The sequence below is a fragment of the Micromonospora sp. NPDC004336 genome (assembly GCF_053602615.1).
The window spans coordinates 1-3170 of record NZ_JBSGDY010000311.1; the positions used below are offsets into that span (position 1 = coordinate 1).

The following is a 3170-nucleotide window of genomic DNA, read 5'->3' on the forward strand; positions in this document are numbered from 1 at the left end:
CGGCCGGCGCGCCCGACGCCAGGGCGTCCAGCCCCGCCAGCAGGCCCTCGACGGTCGCACCGACCACGGCGGCCCGCTGGTCGAACGCCGACCGGGTGGCGGCCAGGGACCAGCCGACCGCCGCCGGGTCGACGTCGCCGCGCTCGCGCACGTACGCCGCCAGCCGCGCCGCCTGACCGGCCAGGGCCGCCCTCGACCGCGCCGACACCGGCCACACCACGACGTCGGAGCCCGCCAGGCCCGGCCGCGGGTCCACGCGCGCGGCGTCGATCGGCTCGTCGGCCTGCTCGATGATGACGTGGGCGTTGGTGCCGGAGATGCCGAACGACGACACCGCCGCCCGGCGCGGCCGGTCCACCGCCGGCCACGGCCGGGACTCCGTCGCCAGCTCCACCGCGCCGGAGGCCCAGTCGATGTGCGGGGACGGCTCGTCCACGTGCAGCGTCGCCGGGACGACCCCGTGCCGCATCGCCTGCACCATCTTGATCACACCCGCCACACCGGCGGCGGCCTGGGCGTGCCCGATGTTCGACTTGATCGAGCCGAGCAGCAGCGGCCGGTCGGCGGGCCGGTCCCGCCCGTACGTGGCGAGCAGCGCCTGCGCCTCGATCGGGTCGCCGAGGACGGTGCCCGTGCCGTGCGCCTCCACCACGTCCACGTCGGCCGTGGACAGCCGCGCCGAGGCGAGGGCCTGCCGGATCACCCGCTGCTGGGCGGGGCCGTTCGGGGCGGTGAGCCCGTTCGACGCGCCGTCGGAGTTGATCGCCGAGCCGCGCACCACCGCGTACACCCTGCGGCCCTGCCGGCGAGCGTCGCTGAGCCGCTGCACGAGCAGCATGCCGACGCCCTCGGACCAGCCGGTGCCGTCGGCGGAGGCGGCGAACGACTTGCACCTGCCGTCGGTGGCGAGGCCCCGCTGCCGGGAGAACTCGACGAAGGCCGTCGGGGTGGCCATCACCATGACGCCGCCGGCGAGGGCCATGTCGCACTCGCCGCGCCGCAGCGCCTGGCCGGCCCAGTGCAGGGCGACCAGCGACGAGGAGCAGGCCGTGTCGAGCGACACCGCCGGCCCCTCCAGCCCGAACGTGTACGCCACCCGGCCGGAGATGACGCTGCTGGTCATCCCGGTCAGCAGGTAGCCCTCGGCGGCCTCCGGCGAGTAGGCGAGCAGGGTGCCGTAGTCCTGGCCGCTGGTGCCGACGAAGACGCCGGTGCTGCTGCCCCGTACCGTCGCCGGATCGATGCCGGCGGACTCGAAGGACTCCCAGGTGGTCTCCAGCAGCAGCCGCTGCTGCGGGTCCATCGCCAGGGCCTCGCGGGGCGAGATGCCGAAGAACCCGGGGTCGAACCTGTCGACGCCGCTGAGGAAGCCGCCGCCCCGGGCGTAGAAGGTGCCGGGGGCGTCCGGGTCGGGGCTGTAGAGGCTGTCGAGGTCCCAGCCCCGGTCTGTCGGCAGGTCGCTGATGGCGTCGACGCCGTCCGCCACGAGCCGCCACAGGTCGTCGGGCGACGACACCCCGCCGGGCAGTCGGCAGGCCATGCCGATGATCGCGAGGGGTTCGTCGTCGCCGACGGGCACGACGGTGGCGGCGGGCCGGTCGGGCACGGGGGTGCCGGCGATCTCCGTACCCAGGTAGGCGGCCAGGTCGTGCGGGGTCGGGTAGTCGAAGACGAGGGTGGCCGGCAGCCGCATGCCGAACGCGTTGTTGAGCCGGTTGCGCATCTCGACGGCGGTGAGCGAGTCGAAGCCGAACTCGCTGAACGCCCTGCGCGGCTCGATGGCGGCCGGGTCGGGGTAGCCGAGCACGGCGGCGGCCTGGCCGCGCACGATCTCGACGAGCGCGGCGGCCCGGTCGGCGTCGCCGAGCGCGGCGAGCTGCTGCACCAGGGACGCGCCGGTGGTGGCCGCGGCGGCGGCGCGGGCGGGCGTGCGGATCAGCGCCCGGTACAGCGGCGGGACGCTGCCGCCGGCGAACTGCGCCTTCATGGCGGCGAGGTCCAGCCGGGCCGGCACGAGCGCGGCGTCGCCGGTGCGGCAGGCCGCGTCGAAGAGGGCGAGCCCCTCCTCGGCCTCCATGGCGGCGACGCCGGAGCGGGAGATCCGGTTGAGGTGGACGTCGTCCAGCTCGGTGGTCATGCCGCTGCGGTCGGCCCAGAGGCCCCAGGCGAGGGTGAGCGCGGCCAGCCCGCGCGCGCGGCGGTGCCGGGCCAGCCCGTCGAGGAACGCGTTGGCGGCGGCGTAGTTGCCCTGGCCGGGACCGCCGGCGGTGGCGGCGAGGGAGGAGTACGAGACGAACGCCCTCAGGTCGAGGTCGGCGGTCAGCTCGTGCAGGTGCCAGGCGGCGTCGACCTTGGGCCGCAGCACGCCGTCCATCCGCTCGGGGGTGAGCGAGGAGATGACGCCGTCGTCGCGTACGCCGGCGGCGTGGACGACGGCGGTGAGCGGGTGTTCGGCGGGGATGGCGGCCAGCAGGTCCGCCACGGCGGCCCGGTCGGCGACGTCGCAGGCGGCGACGGTGACGGTCGCGCCGAGCGCCTCCAGCTCGGCGCAGAGCTCGGCGACGCCCCCGGCCGCCCGGCCGCGCCGGCTGGTGAGGACGAGGTGCCGGACGCCGTACGTGGTCACCAGGTGCCGGCTCATGAGCTGGCCGAGGGTGCCGGTGGCGCCGGTGATCAGGACGGTGCCGTTCCCGTCGAACGGTGCGGCCGGCGGCTCCGCCACGGCGGGGACCCGGGTGAGCCGGGCGCCGGCGGCGACGCCCGCGCGGATCACCACCTGCGGTTCGTCGGTGGCGACGGCCGGGACCAGCGCGGCGGCGCAGCCGGCCACGTCGTCGACGTCGACCAGCACGAACCGGTCGGGGTTCTCCGACTGGGCGGAGCGGAGCAGGCCGATCACGGCGGCGCCGGCCAGGTCGGTCAGGTCGGCGTCCAGCTCGGTGGCGACCGCGCCCCGGGTCAGCACGACCAGCCGGGAGGCGGAGTACCGGTCGTCGGCGAGGAACTGCTGGAGCACGGCGAGCGCCCGGTGGGTCACCTCGGCGACGGCGCGCGGCACGTCCGCCGACGCGGCCGGGTCGAGGAACGGCACGACCAGCACGCCGGGTGCGTCGGCCCCGTCGTCCATCGCGCTGGCCAGCGCGGTCAGGTCGGCGTACGCCGCCACGGCC

General features: G+C 76.5%; 1 protein-coding gene. It reads right to left on the bottom strand.

Translation table 11 applies throughout. The annotated features are described in order from the left end of the window. The coding region (locus ACWENR_RS30200) for a type I polyketide synthase (RefSeq protein WP_452280343.1) at positions 1–3170 on the bottom strand (3170 nt) is incomplete at both ends.